The sequence below is a fragment of the Sphingobacterium psychroaquaticum genome (genome assembly GCF_004421025.1).
Classification (GTDB): Bacteria; Bacteroidota; Bacteroidia; order Sphingobacteriales; family Sphingobacteriaceae; genus Sphingobacterium; species Sphingobacterium psychroaquaticum.
This window is the reverse complement of record NZ_CP038029.1, coordinates 2288453-2306522: the sequence shown is the minus strand read 5'-3', so window position 1 is coordinate 2306522 and position 18070 is coordinate 2288453. Positions and strand designations below refer to the sequence as shown.

17 protein-coding genes are annotated in these 18070 nt (G+C 41.2%); 6 read left to right on the top strand and 11 right to left on the bottom strand.

The annotated features are described in order from the left end of the window. Positions 1-77: 77 nt before the first annotated feature. Positions 78-1244 carry an exo-beta-N-acetylmuramidase NamZ family protein gene (locus tag E2P86_RS09750; RefSeq protein WP_394346512.1) on the bottom strand — a complete coding sequence of 389 codons (1167 nt, stop codon included), beginning with the start codon at positions 1242-1244 and terminating at the stop codon, positions 78-80. A 216-nt stretch (positions 1245-1460) separates the two neighbouring features. Between E2P86_RS09750 and E2P86_RS09745 the strand changes: the two genes are divergently transcribed. The 4 genes from E2P86_RS09745 to E2P86_RS09730 all read left to right on the top strand — a co-directional run bounded on the left by E2P86_RS09745 (position 1461) and on the right by E2P86_RS09730 (position 4394). Next, positions 1461-1838: a diacylglycerol kinase family protein gene (locus tag E2P86_RS09745; RefSeq protein ID WP_085471769.1), complete on the top strand. Its 378-nt coding sequence runs from the start codon at positions 1461-1463 to the stop codon at positions 1836-1838. A gap of 48 nt (positions 1839-1886) precedes the next feature. Beyond that, entirely contained in the window at positions 1887-2951 is a 1065-nt protein-coding gene (locus E2P86_RS09740; RefSeq protein ID WP_240775484.1) for an NAD(P)H-dependent flavin oxidoreductase, read from the top strand. Positions 2952-3027: 76 nt separating this feature from the next. Next, positions 3028-3738, top strand: a complete 711-nt coding sequence (locus E2P86_RS09735) for an outer membrane beta-barrel protein (RefSeq protein WP_085471771.1) — start codon at positions 3028-3030, stop codon at positions 3736-3738. Then, positions 3738-4394 (top strand): outer membrane beta-barrel protein, encoded by a 657-nt coding sequence (locus E2P86_RS09730; protein ID WP_134432694.1) that lies wholly within the window; start codon positions 3738-3740, stop codon positions 4392-4394. Before E2P86_RS09735 ends, E2P86_RS09730 begins: the two co-directional genes overlap by 1 nt. A gap of 229 nt (positions 4395-4623) precedes the next feature. On the opposite strand, the gene E2P86_RS09725 is transcribed toward E2P86_RS09730, so the two are convergent. From E2P86_RS09725 to E2P86_RS09690, 8 genes are all read right to left on the bottom strand, one after another. Beyond that, positions 4624-6042 carry an aminotransferase-like domain-containing protein gene (locus tag E2P86_RS09725; protein ID WP_085471773.1) on the bottom strand — a complete coding sequence of 473 codons (1419 nt, stop codon included), beginning with the start codon at positions 6040-6042 and terminating at the stop codon, positions 4624-4626. A 53-nt stretch (positions 6043-6095) separates the two neighbouring features. Then, positions 6096-6494 carry a hypothetical protein gene (locus E2P86_RS09720; protein ID WP_085471774.1) on the bottom strand — a complete coding sequence of 133 codons (399 nt, stop codon included), beginning with the start codon at positions 6492-6494 and terminating at the stop codon, positions 6096-6098. A 233-nt stretch (positions 6495-6727) separates the two neighbouring features. Beyond that, entirely contained in the window at positions 6728-7276 is a 549-nt protein-coding gene (locus E2P86_RS09715; protein ID WP_085471775.1) for a transposase, read from the bottom strand. A gap of 204 nt (positions 7277-7480) precedes the next feature. Next, positions 7481-7900 (bottom strand): hypothetical protein, encoded by a 420-nt coding sequence (locus E2P86_RS09710; protein ID WP_085471776.1) that lies wholly within the window; start codon positions 7898-7900, stop codon positions 7481-7483. A gap of 4 nt (positions 7901-7904) precedes the next feature. After that, positions 7905-9014, bottom strand: coding sequence for an efflux RND transporter periplasmic adaptor subunit (locus E2P86_RS09705; RefSeq protein ID WP_085472004.1), 1110 nt, complete (start codon positions 9012-9014; stop codon positions 7905-7907). A gap of 4 nt (positions 9015-9018) precedes the next feature. Beyond that, positions 9019-12171: an efflux RND transporter permease subunit gene (locus E2P86_RS09700; protein WP_085471777.1), complete on the bottom strand. Its 3153-nt coding sequence runs from the start codon at positions 12169-12171 to the stop codon at positions 9019-9021. Between the two features lie 17 nt (positions 12172-12188). Next, complete coding sequence (locus tag E2P86_RS09695; protein ID WP_085471778.1) at positions 12189-13601, bottom strand: TolC family protein; 1413 nt, start codon at positions 13599-13601, stop codon at positions 12189-12191. An 85-nt stretch (positions 13602-13686) separates the two neighbouring features. After that, positions 13687-14115: an HYC_CC_PP family protein gene (locus E2P86_RS09690; protein ID WP_085471779.1), complete on the bottom strand. Its 429-nt coding sequence runs from the start codon at positions 14113-14115 to the stop codon at positions 13687-13689. Between the two features lie 144 nt (positions 14116-14259). Between E2P86_RS09690 and msrA the strand changes: the two genes are divergently transcribed. Then, positions 14260-14901 carry a peptide-methionine (S)-S-oxide reductase MsrA gene (gene msrA, locus E2P86_RS09685; RefSeq protein WP_134432692.1) on the top strand — a complete coding sequence of 214 codons (642 nt, stop codon included), beginning with the start codon at positions 14260-14262 and terminating at the stop codon, positions 14899-14901. A gap of 177 nt (positions 14902-15078) precedes the next feature. Continuing rightward, complete coding sequence (locus E2P86_RS18395) at positions 15079-15501, top strand: LytR/AlgR family response regulator transcription factor (protein WP_134432690.1); 423 nt, start codon at positions 15079-15081, stop codon at positions 15499-15501. A 46-nt stretch (positions 15502-15547) separates the two neighbouring features. Here the strand turns inward: E2P86_RS18395 and E2P86_RS09675 are convergent, their stop codons facing one another. Both E2P86_RS09675 and E2P86_RS09670 read right to left on the bottom strand, forming a co-directional pair. Beyond that, entirely contained in the window at positions 15548-17776 is a 2229-nt protein-coding gene (locus E2P86_RS09675) for an outer membrane beta-barrel protein (RefSeq protein WP_085471782.1), read from the bottom strand. Positions 17777-17879: 103 nt separating this feature from the next. Continuing rightward, entirely contained in the window at positions 17880-18068 is a 189-nt protein-coding gene (locus tag E2P86_RS09670; protein WP_134432688.1) for a hypothetical protein, read from the bottom strand. Positions 18069-18070: the final 2 nt, after the last annotated feature.

Sequence of the window (18070 nt, the reverse complement as noted above, 5' to 3'; positions counted from 1 at the left end):
GTCAAATGTAAGGAATGGATATTGAATTTGTGTTAATTTTTTTCTAATTAATTAACACAAATTCAAGGGGATATTAGCTACGGATACAATAGATATTTTTTGCGCATAATTTTGTATTTTTCAAGCCCGGGCTCCCAAGATTTACGTATTTGCGCTTCAGTAAGACCTTGTTTGATCTGTTCTTTAAATTCGGCAACACCTGCAAGGAAGTCAATATTACCTATCTGGTCGCTTAAGGTACGATCAAAGAATTTATCTTTGTCAGGATGATTTTTATATAATTCAATCATCCAAGTCAAGTTGATCTTTTTCTCCTTTACCAGCTTGTCTAGTGGATAATAGCGCAAGTCCATGCCGTAACATGTCTCTCCTTTGAACAACGGTCTTTCACTCTTGCCTGGTATACTCCTAGGCACGTACGAAAAGGTGTAAATACCTTTGAGCATCGGTCCACCAACCCGTGTAAATGGATAGTCGGTCCCACGACCATGGTTTAAAGCTACCCCTTCAAATAGACAGGTAGAAGGATATAATAGAATACTTTCTGGCGTATTCAGATTAGGCGACGGTGGAACCGGAAGTCTGTAGAACATATCATGCGTATAGTTTGCATTTTTTATGATTTGAAGTTTACAACGGTTTGCCCCTTTATACCAACGCTCTCCGTTAACCATTTGTGCAAATTCCCCCACCGTCAATCCATGAGTAATGGGTATCGGAAACTGACCAATACCGGAGCTGTATTTCATGTCCAAAATAGGACCATCAATAAAGTAACCGTTCGGGTTAGGACGATCCAGTATCAACATTTCTTTTCCATATTCAGCACAAGCCTCCATAACATCGCGTAGGGTATTTATATTCGTATAAAAACGACAACCAACATCTTGTATGTCAAAGATGAGGATATCCACATCAGCTAGGTCTTTCTGACTTGGTTTCCTTTTACTGCCATACAAAGAAATAATAGGGATTCCTGTCACCTTATCAACCTCATCCCCTACTTCAGTGCCGTTGCTGGCGTTCCCACGAAACCCATGCTCCGGGCCAAAGACTTTCACAATCTGTACGCCACGCTTCTGGAGGCTATCCACTAAATGGCTCTTACCGATAATCGCTGTTTGGTTGGCAACAATGGCGACACGTTTGTTTTTCAATAAGGGCAGGTACTTTTCTGTCTGTTCAGCACCCGTCTTAATATGATCATTCATATACTTGATTTGACCGTGGGTCAAACCATGCATAAAACAGCATATTAAAAGGACTAGCAAGTATTTATTCATAGATATTTACGTTTATTGGTGGTTTTATACTCAAACTTATGAAAAATCTTTCATAAAAATGCATAAAAAAGTATTTGATAACATTTTAGAAATGAGGTGTAAAAAAGATTATTTCCTGCTTTTTTATTAAAGTCAATAAATTTACACGATGTTTGTTTTTCTAATAAACCGCACCGTATGGATAATGACAAGTTTTCATTTAGTAAGCGTTTAAAAAGCTTTCGTTATGCCTGGAATGGTTTACGCATAATGCTTCGGGAAGAGCATAATAGTAGGATTCACTTTTCAATTGCCGTCTTGACCACTATTTTAGGGTTCTCCTTCGGTTTGAATCGCTATGAATGGATAGCTGTTATTTTCTGTATGGGGCTCGTTTTCATTTGCGAATTATTCAATAGTGCTTTGGAAGCCCTAGTCGACTTTGTTAGCGAAGAAAGACAACCTCTATTAAAAAAGGTTAAGGATCTTGCCGCGGCGGCTGTATTACTAAGTGCAATAACGGCTTTTATCGTTGGGCTACTTATCTTTATACCGAAGCTATCAACGTTTTTTTGATAAGTTTATGGTAGCTTTATTTAGCCCCTAATCTACAAACTTTGAAGTATGGTGTTATTAAAAAATAACCTGACCCAGATGCTTGGTGTAGACACACCAATTGTGCAGGCGCCTATGTTAGGTGTTACGACCCCTGCTATGGTTGCTGCTGCATCGGCGGCTGGAGCACTAGGGTCACTTGCCTTAGGAGACTTACCTGCCGTAGTATGTCGGGATTTGATTCGTCAAACCAAGACCTTAACGGAGAAACCCTTTGCGGTAAATTTCTTTGCGCATTCTATTCCCGGATTATCTAACGAACTACGAACAAGCTACAATAAAACCCGTTTATTTGTGCAAGATTTAGCACGAAAGCATGGTTTGGAAGTGTCTTTACCGGATATTGATACTATTTCTTTGACCAACTACCAGGATCAGATTGATATCATCCTCGAAGAGGGCTGTCCTATTGTTAGTTTTACTTTTGGCAACCTCGATCCCGCAACTGTTACGCGGTTGAAAGAGAGCGGTGTGTTCTTAATTGGCACCTGCACTTCGGTCGCTGAAGCAAAAGTATTGGAAGCTGCTGGTATAGATGCGATTTGTGTACAGGGTATTGAAGCGGGCGGTCACCGCGGAACGTTCCTGGAAGGACCACTCCCCCAGATCGGTGGTCTATCCTTGCTTGCGCAAGTTTATGATGCGGTGAACCTGCCACTCATCTATGCCGGTGGTTTATATAATGTACATACTATCCAAGCGGCATACGATCTCGGTGCGCAAGCATTTCAATTGGGCAGTATGTTCCTGGGGTCGGCAGAAAGTGCACTTCAGCCATTCGAAAAAGAACGTCTACGTAACGCTATAGAATCTGACAACTGCTTAACGAAGAGCTTCACAGGGCGCTATGCCCGTGGATTGAATACAACCTTTATGACACAGATGGAAGATAGTGGCTTTGTATTACCCTACCCCTACCAAAATAAGCTGACGGCACCGTTACGGCAGTTGGCACGAACGCAGGAGCGGACTGATTTTATAAGCCTATGGGCAGGACAATCCCTACAGCCTTATCGGGAAGACTCATGTACAACGATCATAAAGCACTTGATTAATCAGCTGAAATTGATATAGTCTTATTATTTATCAATAAATTGATTGGCTTATATGTTTTTTCTACCTTTGGCAATCATCCAATTATTGATATTAAATGAAGAGATTACTAATCGGTCTAGCGATACTAGGCGTCGTTACTATGGCCAAAGGCCAACAATCAAAAGTGTTTATTGAAGCTGGTGGATCTTTTGGCAAAACGAAATCAGCAACAGCGGCTTACTCGGTGGCTGATATGAACATGGATCAAGAATATTCTGCTGGGACACCAAAAATTAACGCACAGCTGGGCTTCGGGCTATCCGCTCACTCCTTTATTGGTTTGGCTTATGATTTCTCAAGGAGCAAAAGTTCGCAAGAATACAGCCTGTATATGAACAATCTTGTGTCTCTAAATCAAACGGAATTAAAATCAAAGACACAATCATTTGGAATTTTCTATAGGGCTTACGTAAAACCATTTGAAAAGTTAGGTTGGAACCTTTTCGCCGATTTAACGCCACGTTACCAACTAACAAAAAAAGAATATAAGTCATCCAATTTAACGAGGCCGCTAGATGATCTCTATACTCCTGGTAGTGGATATGTAAGCGCTTCTGAAACGAAATCCGAAACAGAGATAAAGGCATTGGATGTAGACTTGCGTGTAGGTGGTGCTTATCGGTTCTCTAACCATTTCCAAGTACAGCTCTCCTTACATAATATGGTGAATGTTAACCATACATTTGGAGACTATAAGAACACGAATTTTAACGTCTTCCAGTCGCCATTTAATAATGCATTTCTTTCAGCTGTTTATACTTTTTAATGATGTATTGGAATAGATTTTTAATCGTATTTGTTGCACTTTGTATCTACAGTAGTGTAAAGGCGCAAGAGAAGGGCCTTTTTGTATCCGCGCATTATTCCTATAATAAATCAGATGCCGGAAGTGTAGTAGCTGATGATAGACCTGTAGAAATAAGTAAAGGGCATGTAGTGACCCCACGTCTTGGTTACCGTTTAAACAAGGGGTGGGCAATCGGGGGAGTTTATAGCTTCAGCAACTTGCGGACAACAACTAGTTATGTAACAGTTTTCCCCCAAGGTCTCGTTTCTATAGAGACTGTTGAAAAAGAGAAGATGTATCGGTATGGTATTTTTGCTCAACGTTATTTATATGATAATGGAAAAACTAGTTTCTTTATGGAATTGGATGCTAGTAAAGGAAGTTTAAAGCGCAAAGATGGTGAATCATCAGAGACCTTCGCAGAAAAAAATGGAAAAGCGAATGTGTATGGTGGTGGTTTACACCTCGGGGGTAGATATAATTTCTATAAAGGTCTTGGTGTAGAGGGACGCTTGAATAATCTCGTCCAATATACACACACTACCGTGAAGAGTATTAATGGGAAAGCCCATACCTTTACAGCACTCCAGGATATTTTCAGTAATGCTTCGATCGGTCTTTCTTATAGATTCTAAAACGATCTTAGCGCAATGCTCATCGTAAGATAGGCTTGTAGAAATATCAATTACTGGCTGAAAACCTGCCTACCGCAGACATCGCGCAGCTAAATCTTGCGGCTGTTTGTTGACCGTAATCGCTGGCGCGAGCTTTCAGCTCGTGCCTTAACTATTTATTTAACTTTGGACACAGGCCACAGACTCGCGCCAGCGAGGAGCTTAGGGTTACAAACTACATATCACGACGCTACAATACAGATTTCACAATATTACCTAGGCGCTTGATGTCATTTTCAAGTTGATCGTTCCAGTCCAGCGCATAATTTAGTCGCATACAGTTATGGTAGCGATCTTGTAGCGTAAAAATTCGTCCAGGTGCAAAACTAATTTTCTGCTGTAATGCTCTATCATATAGTGCTGCAGTATCAATTTTTGCATCCAGTTCTAACCAAAGGACAAAACCACCTTGGGGTTGTGCTATCTTGGTGTTTTCCGGAAAATAGGCTTCGACAGATCGTTGATACTGCATACAGTTCGCATACAATCGATTACGGAAATTTCTCAAATAATGTTCATATCGCCCATTCTCCATAAAATCGGCAATAACTTCTTGATACAGAATTGGAGTGGATATCGTATGTAAAAGCTTCTGTCGGATTACTCGATCCTTAAATTTCCCGGGTGCCACCCAGCCTACACGATATCCCGGTGCCAATGTTTTGGAGACCGATCCACACCACATAACGATACCCGCTTCATCATACGCTTTACAAGGCGCTGGTCGACTCGGGCCAAAGAACAAATTGCCATAAAGGTCATCTTCTATTAATGGGATATTATAGTCTGTAAGCAAGCGCACCAACTCTATCTTGTGTTCTTCAGGCATCAGGCTACCTAAAGGGTTACTGAAATTGGCCGTAAAGCAGCATATATCAATCTTATGAAGTACCTTTTTCAATGCATCCAACTCGAGTCCAGTTATCGGATGGGACGGAATCTCGATAACCTGTAAGCCTAGAGATTTAGCCAGTTGAAGGGTTCCAAAATATGTGGGTGTCTCGACCGCGATCGTATCGCCAGGCTTCGTAACCGCCATTAAACAATTGGATAGCGCATTCATTGCACCAGAAGTGGTCACCAAGTCCTCTTCCGTCACATGTGCTCCAGCATGCATGCTCCACTTGGCCACGCTTCTTCGTAAATTGGGACTCCCTTGCACGGGCTCATAGGCTGTGCCTCCGTCGGGTAGCCGCGATATAACTTTTATTAAGCTTTTGTTGAGCTTCGCGATAGGCAACATATTATCGCCAGGAACACCGAGGGAAAACTGCGTAACATCTTGCTTGAGGGTATTAAACACCTTATCAATTAGGTCTTCGGCAGGACGTATATTCTTAGCTGCCGCAAGGTCTCCGATCGTTGGGAGCGCAAAACGACGCATGGACGTTTTGCTCACAAAGTAACCAGACCGAGGTCTTGACTCAATAAGGGATTTGCTTTCTAAAAGTAAAAAAGCTTGTTTAACGGTATTAATACTAACGTTATGCATCTTTTCTACCGTGCGAATGGACGGTAGCTTATCCCCTAATTGCAGCGTACCCGCCAAAATTTGCTCTTCAATCAAATTGGCAATATGGAGGTATAAAGGTTCTTTTTTGAGTAACATGTTATTTATGCGCGTTTCTTAAGCGTAACGAAATCCAATATAGTTACGATTTCTTATGATGCCAAATTCAACCAATAGATTAGCTGTTCTATCGCACTGGCTAGGTCTTCCGTTTGTTGGTTCTCTCGGCTGAAGGTATAGTGCAGATTGTCCTCTGCCTTGGCCTTTAATGCCATATAGTGTTTGTCGTCAAGAAAGTCTTCTTCAAGGTAGCACGACAAATCAATCGCTCCAAGATCGTTAATCTGCGCCCTTGCGAAACCAACGACTTTACGATCACTGGTAAGGACTGCTAAAGGAAGTCCGAATGCAGCTGTGAGCTTCGCGTTGGCGACCTCTGTCTCAGAGATATGCAATATTTGACGTTTGTAAAGATTTACTACAGCGCGTAGCTCAGAAAGGTAGACGTTCTGAACCTGAATTTTTGTCAAGGTATCGGGTTGGGTTTTCATTTTACTGTTTCGTTTGAGACGAATTTACAGCATCACAGGAAAGAGGTACAGATACAGAAAAATGATTTATTTGGGGTACAGATTTTTTTACAAAGAGATTGCCGCTCAATAAGCTTTTTGATGCTGAAGATGCTTTTCTTTCTACGTAGGGGCTACCCTTGCGGTCGCCCACGTAGGTACTATCAAACATCTGTTTACGTACGTTTCTTTTTTATTCTCAAAAATAGTGTCCTTTAGGATGTAGCACTTGTATATAGCTTATCATCCTTCCAATTCATCGGATTATCCCTAATGTAATTTACGATACGATCATAGTCACTTCCGTCACGAACGATATGTTCAAAATAATTTCGTTGCCAAATTTTATGCTGTTTTATTTGCTGCTGTTCTGCGAATTTGTTTCTCTCCAGTGTGTATTGCCTATATACTAGTGATTTAAAAGAACCTATTATTTGTGATAAACCTGGAGTACTTTCAACGGAAGGAGGAACTGTGCTGATATCTTTGTATTGATATTCGGGCTTTGAGATAACAATAATAGCATGAATGTGATTCGGCATGATTACAAATTCATCTAATGTTACGTGTGGAAATCGTTTGGATAACGATAACAAAATGGATTTAACCTTTTGTCCAAATTCGTTAAGCTGTACTGCATTACTTTGTATAAAACCGAAAAGACATCGTTTCCGGTCGGTACAGAGTGTAATGAAGTACATACCGGGTTGAGAGTAATCATATCCTTGTAAACGTATAGACCGTCGATTCAATTGGTTTTTCATCTTTTTTTCGTTTACAACAACTTACAAATATTAAGGAGGTGGTACAAGTTAACTAGAAAGCACTGGAAAACATACAAATCCAAAAAAGGGCGGGGACAAGCCCAGCCCCTACGTATGGCAACTAAATAAAATATCTCAAAACCATTGGATGGCAAAAATAAACAAGTCATAGAAAAGGCAGGGACACGCCCTGCCTTTCTGTCCTTATGATCGCCTCTTTTCGAAGCTTCTATAACTGGCTTCATTTTCGAAGTAAGCCACCTCCCCCTGATCACCGATTAAAACAATATAAGCCGTTGCTTTATCCACCTTTTCCAAGGTATAAGGATCGATCGCATAGCGAATTTTGGCATCTTTCGGGATCCGCTCCTTGCACATATTACAGCAACCGTAATACATCTTCCCTTCAAAAGGGACTTCGATTTGCTTCTTCCCCATATAGGCATCGTTTACCATACAAACAAGATTGTTCGGAACCACATCTCCCCTTTTGGGATTGTTGGAAAACAACATACCTTTCGGTGCCTGCTCCGTTGATGACGTTTCATTATTCTGTTCCGAACCGCACGCCATAAAGATTAATACGGATACAGCAATACAACATATTTTTACTAAATATCTCATAACATTACATTTTCATACCTGCCTTTGCCGGTGGAACCACTGTTCCCTCCTGCACTTCTTCTGATCCCATTTTAAGAATCGTATCTCCTTCATTTAATTCACCAAACACCTCAATTTGTTCGGGCATCACACGTCCTTTCCGTACCGGGATATTTTTTGTCTTTCCGTTCTCCACACGAATAACATATACCCCCATACCACTTTCGACGACCGCTGGTTTCGGAACAAAAAATGTTGCTTCGCTATGCTGCAACGGAATGCTACTCTCCGCGATCATAAAAGGTTTTAAGCGACCGCCTGTATTGCTAAAGTCCGCCTCGATCTTCTCAGATCGCAAATTCACATCCAAGCTACCCGATTTACGGCTCACTCGGGCCACATAACGTTCCTGCGGTTGTGAACGTACAAAGAAGCTGATCGTGTCGCCCACCTGTACATATGGCGTATTAGCTTCCGGAATCGATAAATTCAAGCGGAGCTTATCGTTATTCTCAATCACCAAAAGAGGCACTTTTCCCATCGGACCAACATAAGCACCTAGATCGACATTGCGCCCCGTAATAGTGCCGCTAAAAGGCGCCCGGATTACCAAGTAATCATCAATATTACGGATTTCCTCATAGGTAGAACGGGCGGCAAGCAGCTGTGCTTCATCTGCTAGTTTTTTAGCTATGATTTGGTCCATTGCATCTTTCGCAATTGCACCAGGCGTTTCATTGGCCTTCATCATCCGATCGTAGGTCGACTTCGTAGATAGGTAAACTGCTTCCTGGGCTTTAATCTTAGCTTTAGCGTGAGCGACCTGCGATTGTATTTCGGGAGCCTCCAAAACAATTAGAATTTGTCCCGCAGAAACGCGATCTCCAACATCCACGCGCAAACCTTTTACATAACTATTCACTTTAGCGAACAATTCTGTATACTGATCAGGCTTTAACTCTCCGGCCAGTTTTAACAAGACCTTTGGATTGCTCTTTTGAATCGCAACAGTTTCCATCGGGTTCATCATCATACCCGGCATAGCCTCTTTCTTTTCTACTGGCGCTTTTTTCTCTGTTTGGCAAGCTGTCAATAACATCGTTCCGACAGCAAGCATCGTTATAATAGATTTCATTATTTTATTTTGATAGTTGATTGTAGTGAATACTTTGTTCATCTTCCGGATCTAAAGACGGCGACTGTGTGGCTGCTTTACCTTGTATCCAAGCAAAGACAAGCGGCAAGAGGATCAGTACCGAAAAAGTAGATGCAAAAAGACCGCCTATAACGGCTCTCCCTAAAGGAGATACCTGATCGCCTCCCTCTCCAAAACCTATCGCCATAGGCAACATACCGGCCATCATTGCCAAGGTGGTCATAATGATCGGACGAATACGAACACCAGCCGCCGTGATAGCCGCCTGTAAAGCATTACCGCTTTGAAGACGGAGTGTCTCCGCATTACTGATTAAGAGCACAGCATTAGCAATCGACACGCCGACCGACATAATAATTCCCATGTACGACTGTAGATTTATGGTAGATCCTGTCAGCAACAACAACAACAAAGCCCCCATAACCACAAACGGTACGGTAGTCAATACGACCAGTGAAACGCGGAAGGATTGGAAATTAGCGGATAGAATCAGGAAAATAACAACGATAGCGATTAGGAGTCCGCTGGCTAAACCTGTCATTGTTTCATCTAATACCGGAGTCAACCCAGCCAACTGGATATTTACACCTTTTGGCAATTCGCCTAAAGAAGCAATTGCGGTTTCGATATCCTTTTGCGCACGCGCCAAATCTGCCTGATGCACATTGGCCGTCACCGTAGTGTACCCCATCGTTCCTAGATTATAACTCTCCCCGAGTGCTTTCTTCGGTGTGATTGTAGCAACATCGCCTAGCACCGGGCGTTCGGCATTCTTGGACAATGGAATATTGGCCAGCTCGTCTTTGCTGTTTAGTAAGTGTTGCGGCATCTGGACCTGCACATCATAGGCAATTCCCATCATACCACCGACCCACATATTTTTGCTCGTATAACGGGAGGAGGCTGTACTGGCCACTAAGGATTTTGCAATATCCTGCGCATCAAGTCCCAACTGAGCCGCACGCGTACGATCGATATTGATTTCTAATGCAGGATAATTCATAGACTGAGGAATTTGCTGGTCACGCAGGTAATCCAGCTCCTGTAGCTTAGCCAATAGCTTTTTTGCCGTCATCATATTCATCTTCTTCATCATCCCCGAAATCCGGATCTCGACCGGTGTATTCGCGCCTTGACTCAGAATCTTGTCTGTTAACTCAATGGGCTCAAAAGAAAGCCTCAATTCTGGCATCTTCTGCTTGAGATGCATACGAATCTTATCTTTCAGCTCATCCGTACTACCTTTGAAATCACGAAGCGCCACCTGCATCAAAGCTTCATGCGGTCCGGCATTGTATAAATAAATGGGACTAACCGCAAAAGTAGAAGGATGTTGACCAACGTAAACAGAGGATATAGCAATTTTTTCCTTACCGATTAAATGTTCCAATTCCTTGAGTACACCTTTTACCTTCTGCTCCGTTTTTTCAATACGCGTACCTTCAGGGGCTGTAATACGAACCTGAAACTGACTGGAGTTCACTGCCGGCAACACATCTTTACCTATATAGAGGTACAAGGCCGCCACAACAGCAACAATTGTCACCAAACTGATGGAAACAATCCATTTTTTACCCTTCATCAGTGTAGATAGAAAATCTAAAAACTTCACCTTAAAGCGATCAAATGCACCTACTTTATGTGTATCCACTTCCTGATGCTTGTTCTTCATCATCCAATTGGCCATAACCGGCACAAAGGTCTGCGACATCAGGAACGACACCAGCATCGAGAAGCCAATAGCTAAAGCTAACGGCTTGAATAAAGAGCCTGGAATACCAGACATCATCAGTGCAGGAGCAAATACAGCAAGAATACAGAGGAGAATTAACAATTTTGGGAAAGCAACCTCCTTACATGCGTCCCAGATCGCTTGAGCCTTGCTTTTCCGCATCGCAAAATGTTGGTGTATATTCTCGATGGTTACCGTACTCTCGTCGACCAAGATACCAATCGCCAATGCCAAGCCGGATAAACTCATAATATTGATCGTTTGTCCAAAAAGTTTCAAAAACAGAACACCAGATATAATGGAAACCGGAATTGTTAGAATTACAATAATGGCGGCCCGGGTATCTTTAAGAAACAGAAGAACCATTAACCCCGTCAACAAAGCACCCAGAACACCTTCGACAATTAAACTTTTAACAGCATTAATCACATAAACGGACTGGTCAAATTCATACGATATAGTCACATCATCCGGGAGGTTGCGTTGGATGTTGGGTATCGTCTTTTTTAGATTTTGAACCACATCATAGGTCGAAGCCTTACCCGACTTGGCAACATTGATATAAACCGATCTTTTGCCATCGATTAATGCATAGCCTGTAGTAATATCGGCTCCATCTTTAACGGTAGCCACGTCGCGGACGTACACATTCTCTACCTGGCCCTTGAAGAGCGGGATATCACCAAATTCTTCAACCGTTTTTAATGTGTTATTGGTTGGTGTCAGGTAGTTGGTGTCATCAATATAAATATTTCCTGCAGGTGAAGTAACGTTCTGCCGACTGATAGCTTCGACGATCTGCTCGGGCGACATATTATGTGCGCGTAACTTCGTAGGGTCTACATTAATTTCAATGGTACGCGGACTTCCTCCGAACGGTGGTGCGGTGGTTAACCCTGGAATAGCAATCAAGAAAGGACGTGCCGTGAAATTGGCTATATCCTGAAGCTGATTGTTGGTCTTCGTAGGACTTCTGAAAACCAGCTGTCCGACGGGTTGTGACGACGCGTCAAAGCGGATGATAAAGGGCGGCGGTGCACCGGGCGGCAAAAACACTTGCGAGCGGTTCGATAACGCCGATAGCTGCGCGATAGCCTGGCCCATCTCTGTCCCTTCATAAAAATTAACTTTCATCAAGGTGAGGCCTTGCGTATTCTTGGTTTCAATGCTCTTGATGCCATTTGTAAAAAGCATCATATTGACATACATCTTTGTAAAGTATCCCTCCATCTGTTCGGGGGTATAACCATTGAAAGAGTGCGCAATATAAACTACCGGAAGATTCATTTCTGGGAGGATGTCGACTTGGATATCCTTGGCTGAACGTATCCCGAAGAACAACAGCCCCAGCACCATAACCATAATAGATATGGGTTTGCGTAATGCAAAACGTATTAAATTCATATGTGAGTTGTTTGTTGTTAGTACTTATTGACTACTTTGCTGCCAACGGCTTTACTAAATAGGCTGATATCACCTTTTGCGGAAGCCAGCAACAATAAAGCTTGCCACACATTGTTCTGCGCTATTTCGTAATCAATTTCCGCCCTATTGAGACTGTAAAGTGCCTGTGTATAATCAACCAAGGTGGTCAAACCATTTTCATACAATGCCGTGTGCTGCTTGTAGGCTAAATTGGCTGCAGTAAGCTGAATTTTCGTTTCATCGAAATTTGCATACGCATTATGAAGTTGTGCATCCGCCATTTTTGCCTGATTATCGAGCTCCTTACGCCCCAGATCATACTGGTAACGCAACGATTGGCTTTTATGCTGCTGTTCCTTCACGCGGGACTTGAATCGATATAGATTAGTAATATTCCAGGTTAATGATACCCCTAAGAGGTAATTACTGCGATCAATCCCTACACCTTTCAGGTAGCTTCCGGAATAGGCACTATTATCCTGTACATAATTCCAATCGAATCCCGAACCACGCCCCTGCAAGACGCCAAAAGCAGAGACCGTTGGTCGCTTATGCGTGTTGAGAAGTTCTTCGGCTTGTATACTTTCATCGATCTGGCTTTGCTGCAAGGCTAACCACGGATGTAGGCTCACTCGGTCGGTCGTACGCTCCTCCTTATCAGATGGTACGCTCGTACTATACAAGCTATCCAGCTGATAGGCTTGAAAATCATCATTCAAGAGCACGGCTAATGATTTGCTATAGTCGAATACTTTATCTTGCGACTTAATCCATAAGGATTTGGCACTCGACACTTCAGCTTTTGCAAGCGAGGCATCCACTTCTGGAATTAGTCCACTTTTAGCACGCGCATCAGTCATTGCGTAGAAAACACTGGCTCTATCGTGGTTGCGCTCTTGAACATAAACAATACGTTGACTTGCTAATAGATTTAAGTAAGCGGCGCTAATACGGACTTCGTGCTGAAAAATCTCTTGTTCCAAATCAGCTTGTGCCCGTTCTTCTTGCGCTGCACCCAACCTTACCTGATTTTTTAATCTTCCAAAGGTGTATATATTCCAGTTGATATTGGCGAAATACAAAGACCCAAATGCCGCGTTCCAGTTTTGTTCGGCTAGCGGCATCGAAGTGGAAGCCGCCGCCAGTCCTCCCTGACCATACATCGGCCCATTAACCATATTCACGGTCCCAAGGCTTTGCTGTGCCCCCAGCGTAACATCGGGTAAGTATTGTTGTTTTTGAAATTGGGTATTCTCCCCTGCGGCATAAAGAATGGATTTCTTTGCCTTCAGTTTATCGTAGTTTACTATACCACGTTGTAATGCTTCCTCTAGGTGTAAAGTCTGACCATGGCTGTTAAAGCCCAATAGCCACACAAAACCCATGGAAGCAACTATTTTTGCTTTCATGATCGTACTAAAATTTAAAGTTTAACTTGTTTTTTCAACATGCCTCAATAGCATGCTGCGCACCTGGTGTGCATAAAGTCAACTGTTAAATTCTGTAACTGCAATGAATAATATAGAGGGGATTGCCCCGAAGTGGGACTTTTGAGGTTAAATAAGATTGGTCGTTATTGCTCGATACATCAAGTGATTGCGCATCAAACAAAGCTTCCAGCATATTCGTGGGAATAGCATTCCCCCAAAACTTGACAGGTTGGTCGGTTTGTGACTGGCCATTCAGCGTGTCGTCGACTTTGACAACTTCGGTCTCGTGTTTACAACAGTCCTTCTTTTTCTCTTTAAGACCCTTGTGTTTGCTGGTGCATATTGGACAAGGATCATTCGTATTTTTAAATGTTAGATCGGTGAAGCTGATCTGTTTTGCCGCCGTTCCCTTACACAAATGAATATATTGGGTAAAGCCGGTAGACAGTACCAAATATACGAGTGAAAGAATGGCGACAAATAGCTTTTTCATATACTAAAGTGCAAAACTAAACCTTCTATGGAAGGTGTACTTATATAATTTCGGCTATTTGTTATATTATTTCTGGATGACAGACCGGAGTCTTCCTTTGTGTAGAAGTTCTTATCTTTGATAAGACGAATAGTATTGTAGAATATGAAAAAGATTGTAGTCTTGTTAACACTTGTCGTTTGTACCTTGGTATTAATACAGCCGAATGTTGCATCGCGCTCAAGTAATGATGAAGGCGTGGGGCAGCAAAATGTCACCGATGCAACTGGTACAGTCAAAGAAATTTACTTCGCAGGCGGTTGTTTTTGGGGAACAGAGCACCTGTTTCAGCAGGTTCGGGGTGTTACCGCTACGGCCGTAGGCTATGCGAACGGAAAGTCCCGGAATCCGGATTACAAAACGGTTTCGCGCGGAAACAGTGGGTTTGCGGAGACAGTAAAGGTGGTCTATGATCCTTCTATAGTAAGTCTCGCTTTACTGATTGATTTATATTTTGAAAGTGTAGATCCTTCGTCCTTAAATAAACAAGGAAATGATATTGGTTCTCAATACAGAACGGGTATATACTATACGGATAAAGCGGATGCGGTGTTGATACAAGAAAAGATAAAAGCTTTGGCCGCCACCATTGACAAACCGGTTGTTATCGAACAAAAAGCGTTAGAGAATTTCTATACGGCAGAGGACTATCACCAGGATTATCTGAATAAAAATCCCGGTGGTTACTGTCACATTTCGCCTGGTTTATTTAAGAAGGCGCGAGAGGTGAATTCTAAAAAACCTTAGCCCCCACCCTTGCCTTAACAAACCTTTATATCGATTAATGGATAATTATAGATATTTTATTCTGTTTTTAATCCATTTTACTTATATTGTGTCATATAACTGGATTGCAATACTTAATTTCTGAAAGGAGGCTTATAGTTGGGTGAGGATGTAAAATCAGTATTCGATACGAATATAATGCTAGTGAAGAAGCGCTTGTCAACTTTGCTATCTTCTCCTTCTATATTATCGGTGGTCGGTGTATACCGTTGCTTTCGATGTAGGGCCAATCAGGAGATATTGCAATTTCGAGATGGGCGAACAACGTTTTTTTTATTACCTAGTGATATTATCCTATTTCAATCGTGGGGAGATTATGTGCGGATTATTACGGTTCAGGATATACTAACGATTAAAACAACCCTTAAAGAATTAGAGTGTTTCCTCCCGCAACAAGCATTTATACGGATTCACCGTTCATGTATTATTCAGATGGATCAAGTAAGATCCATCGATGCTCAACACGTGAAATTGAAAAACGGAGAGCAACTCGCTATAGGAAAAAACTATAAAAACAGGCTTTTTGATAGATTAGGCATACAGTCGAGCCTAAACTCTTAAACGCCAACACTTTGCCACCAGCCTCCTTAATCCTTACCAATAGAAGCTACCGAAGCTGAATATCATCACTTTTAATCTTCTTATTGCGGACTGCGTCCGAAAATTTCTTACCAAAAGAATATGATATTGCAATATTAATATTGGAAAAATTACGGTTCTGATATGTTGTTTGTTCGAAACTAGGAGATGATAAATAGATTTCTCTCCGTGCATTAATTTTAAATACATCCACATAGGCCAAACGTAGGTTAACTTTATCTTTGATAAAATTAACCGATAGCAGAAGGCTGGTGAAAGGCCGTTCTTTTGTAGTCGCATATAGATCGTACCTCCTCGAGTTGTAATCAAATAGCGCAACTGTTGTTATCCTATTGAATAGTTTTGTCGAAATATTTCCCGTGCAAATAAAACCATACCCGCTGTTAAACAATTGTTCATTGTCGCTCTTCTTCAACTGGTTGTAATTTACACCTGCACTGGTATATATATTTATAGACTTTCCAAGTGATAAATCATGACCAATCACTCCCCCAAACCTATTAACATTTCCTAAATTCGATTTTGAAAGAATCAAGGTATCTTGTATGGTCTCCACATCTTGAAATATAACATTCCTGTTAGCTCCGTAAAAAATATTCGCCGTAAAGAAATTATTTCTATAAGCATTTACATAGGAAAAAGTTAAGGTGCTAAGGGATGCCTGCTTTAAATTTATATTTCCCTTTTGGAAAGTTGTAGGATCTAGCATTATAATCGTTTCATTTAAATCCATTGGATTAGGTCTGTTCACCCTTCTAGCAAAAGAGGTTGAAAATTTAGCCGTATTTTTCTTTTTCCAATCAATTGTTATTGATGGCAAAAAAGTAGAATAGGTATTTGTATAATCTCCCACATTATTTTTGGAAATATCAAAGTACATAGAGTTTGATATTTCTATTTTGGGGTTAACCTTTATACGCCAATCTGAATAGATCCCAATATTGTGTTGTTTGTATTTTATATTTTCTACTTGTAAAAAGGTACGGTTTACATATTTTGCTCCAAAATCATGGCTTGCCCAGTTAAGTAAATCTGGCTTATGGTTGAAACTCGTTTCGAGGGCAATATCTGATAATCCGGAATTGATGGTATTTTCGAACTTCTCCTCCTTTTCTATTAGAAAGGAATCCTCTTTTCTGTATAGATTGTAGTTTCCCTTAATAGACAAAAGCCCCTCCCTGATTTTTTTGTCGTACACACCATCGATGGTATAAATCCAATACTTATCTCTAGATGCATTTAGAAATTCGATATTGTTAATTTTTCCGGTCGTATTGCCGTTTAACTTGTATCCAAAAAATGCTGATCGCAGGAAAATAGAGCTTGTGGTGTCTATATCACGTCTTATTTCTATGTTCCCATTATCCTGTACTACTGTACTTTTTCGAAAATTAAATTGATAATAAGATAAACTTTCGGCACTTCTGTACATATCTGTGTTGGTCTTTTGAACGTTTCGACTTTTGTCCCATACCATTTTTACTAACCACTTACCTTTTTTGAATGAAAATGAAGGGTTCACGCCTGTTCGTTCCAGCAATGTGCCTTTTGTAACCTGTAAACGTCCCTTGTAAAAAGGAGTGGCCTTATGCTTTGTTATTATATTGATAATACCAGAACTCCGCTCCACATTAAATCTCGCTGATGGATGATTTACTATATCAACTTGTTCTATATCATCGACCTCTATATTTTTCAGATTATGAGTACTACTCGCAATTCCATTTATATATAGTTGTGGCGTTTGGTAACCATCTAGCTTGAGTCCTATTTCTTCTGAAAACACAACACCTGGCACCTTATTTATGGCTATATCAGCTGTTGTATTTTTTATAAAGTCACTTTGATTGAATTTATATACACGCTTATTTACATCTAACATGACTTTGTTCAGCTCTCCAATTACCTGTATTTCTTCGATATCTTGCTTACTTCTTTCCAGCTTAATTAACAAAGGTTTAGATAGCTCCGCCGTTGTATATGATTTTTTAGACTGTTTAAGACCAATATAAGTAACCGCTATAGTTATCTTACCTGCGTTTTTGTAATTTGTCGTTTGGAACCACCCTTGCTCGTCGGTTAATAAGGTTATGTAAACAGAATCTTTTTCATCGAAAATAGTTACTGAGGCATAAGGTAAAGGGACATCCTGATGAAATACGCTACCACTGATTTTCTGGGAATAACCAATTCTACTACAAATGATGAATATGATAAAAAATAGAGCGAACTTCATTTAAAATTAGGTTAATCAGGATAGTGGTGGAAACATGAATTTCAATATAAAGGAGCTGATCAATGAGAATCAAAAGTAATCCTATTGACCAGCTCCCAATCAATTAAAGAGGTGAGGGTGTTGGAACAGAACTAACCCAATTCCCCCAGATGACGTCACCATTCGCCTTTGTGATACATCTCGAGGTGTCACCTGAACATGCTTCCGTTGTCAGGTCTCCGCCAAATGAATAAAGCGCAGTAGTTGCTCCAACTGCTGCCGCTATTGCTAAAAAAATTGCTCTCTTTTTCATCT